The organism is Microbacterium sp. SZ1, assembly GCF_002362255.1.
GTDB lineage: Bacteria > Actinomycetota > Actinomycetes > Actinomycetales > Microbacteriaceae > Microbacterium.
The window spans coordinates 1-2221 of the sequence record NZ_LPVV01000027.1; the positions used below are offsets into that span (position 1 = coordinate 1).

Below are 2221 nucleotides of genomic sequence, written 5' to 3' on the forward strand. Positions count from 1 at the left end.
CCGCGCCCGCGAGGCCCGCCAGTCCGCCGAGGCTCGCACCGACGGAGGCCGGATCCCCGGCGGAGACGGAACCGGATGCCGCAGAGGCGGGTGCCGCGTCAGCCGCCTCTGACGCGGTCGCGGCCGGAGCTGCGGGTGCCGCGGCAGCCGCGCCGTGCGCGGTGGCGGCGACGCCCCGCACCTCGGCTGAGGGGCCGGCGGGGTCGATGTCGAGAGATGCCACACGCACGACACCGCCGAGGACCGGCAGGTCTGCGGCTTCCGCTCCGGCATCCCCCGCCCTCACCGTCACACGGGAGACCCCGCGCATGAATCGCTCGCTCCACGTCGACACCTCCGCGCCGCTGATCCGCGCGCTGCCCTCCGCGGCCTCGACGGTCACCTCGGGGGCGCCGCGCACGGCGATGCGCGCGTCATCGCCGTCGAGCACGACCGCGGCGAAGTCGGGGAGCGACGACAGCGAGCCGCCGGAGCGCGACGAGAGCAGGTCGACGAGCCCGCCGAGCTCGCGGATGCCGTCGAAGCGGTCCCAGGCCTCGGCGACGAGAGCGGGTTCGGCCGAGCCGGGAAGCACGAGCACGGCTCCGTCGCGGACGAGCGCATTCCAGGTTCCCGGGCGGTAGTTCACACGCATCAGCGCACTCCTCCTGCGGCTTCGCGCGGACGTGTGTCCGCGATGTCGGGTTCATCGGTCTCGACGAGCGTTCCCGGGCGGGACGCCACTGCGATCGCGTCGATCACGACGACGGTCACGTTGTCGCGTCCCCCCGCGTGCACGGCGCTCGACACGAGGATGTCGGCGGCGCGCTGCGGGTCGTCCTCGACCATGAGGATCTCGCGAATGGCTCCGTCGCTGAGCTCCGACGACAATCCGTCGGAGCAGATCAGCAGACGGTCTCCGAGCTCGGCGGGGAACAGCCAGTAGTCGACCTCGCCGTCGCTGCCCGCGCCGATCGCGCGGGTGATGATGTTGCGGCGCCGGTCGGTCTGCGCGTCCTCCGGGCGCAGCTCGCCCGATTCGATGAGCTCCTGCACCACCGAGTGATCGACGCTCACCTGCTCGAGCTCGCCGTCCTCGAGGCGATACACCCGGGAGTCGCCGATGTTGAGCACGAGCCAATACCCCATGCCGTCGACGTTCGCGATGACGACGCCGCTCAGCGTCGTGCCAGCCCGGCCGTTGCTCGTCGTGGAGAGCGACTCGACCGCGGTCCGCGCGACCGCCACGGCGTCGCGCACGTCGTCGAGCGCGAGGGCCTCGCGACCGATGTGACGGGCGAACTCCGCGATCACGGCTGCGCTCGCGCGTTCACCCGCCTCGTGCCCTCCCATGCCGTCGGCGACGAGGAACACGGGTGAGTTCGCGACGAAGGAGTCCTCGTTGAGAGTGCGCCGCAGACCCGTGTGCGTCGCCGCACCGGTCGACACCGCCAGGGGGATCGTCACGCGTACCCGCCGATCGTCACGATGCGGTCGCCGATCTCGAGAGCGTCTCCGAGGCGGACGGGCACCTTCTGACCCGCCGGGCAGGCCATGCGCTGTCCGTCTCGCACGAGGGTCATGCCGTTGGTCGAGAAGCGGTCGAGCACCCATCCCCCTGAGGTGGACGAGGCGGCCTCGAAGTGCGTCTTCGACAGCGACAGCGTCTCGTCGCGCACCGGCACGATGACCGCGCCTTCCTCCTGCTCGGGGTTGCGCCCGAAGACGGTGCGGCGCGACACGGTGACCCTGGTCCCGTCGTCCCACGTGAACACGAGACGGTGACCAGGGATGCTGATGCGCGTCTCCTCCAGGTCGTCCTCGTCGCTCTCAGGCTCGACGGCCGCAGGCGCAGCGGGGAACGCCGGAGCGGCCGGGAAGGCCGGAGCCGCAGGGAACGCGGGCGCAGCGGGGAAAGCCGGAGCGGCCGGGAGAGAGGATGCCGCGGGCGCGTCGACAGACGACGCGGGTGCCGCCGACCCCGCGGGACGCTGCGGCGGGGCGTCGAGCGTGATCCCGGGCACGAAGGCGATCACGCCCTCGTCAGCGGCGGACGGCGCGGGCGCCGCAGGCGCGGGCGGAGAGGTCGGAGCCGAAGGGGCGGCGGGCGCGGAGGATTCCGGTTCCGGCGCCGCACCGGAGGGCGCGGCGGGAGTGGAGGCCTCGGCGGCGACCGGCGCGGGCAGGGGCGGAACCGGCGGAACGGCGGGCGATGCTGACGGCGCCTGCTCGGATGCGTACC

1 protein-coding gene and 2 pseudogenes are annotated in these 2221 nt (G+C 73.2%); all 3 read right to left on the reverse strand.

Translation table 11 applies throughout. From position 1 onward, the window contains the following. Nucleotides 1–634: pseudogene (locus AUC47_RS10750) on the reverse strand (hypothetical protein); the annotation flags it as partial. After that, nucleotides 634–1446, reverse strand: a complete 813-nt coding sequence (locus tag AUC47_RS10755) for a PP2C family protein-serine/threonine phosphatase (protein WP_256999536.1) — start codon at nucleotides 1444–1446, stop codon at nucleotides 634–636. The gene AUC47_RS10755 and the pseudogene AUC47_RS10750, both read right to left, overlap by 1 nt. Then, nucleotides 1443–2221, reverse strand: a pseudogene (locus AUC47_RS16940) (hypothetical protein); the annotation flags it as partial. The gene AUC47_RS10755 and the pseudogene AUC47_RS16940, both read right to left, overlap by 4 nt.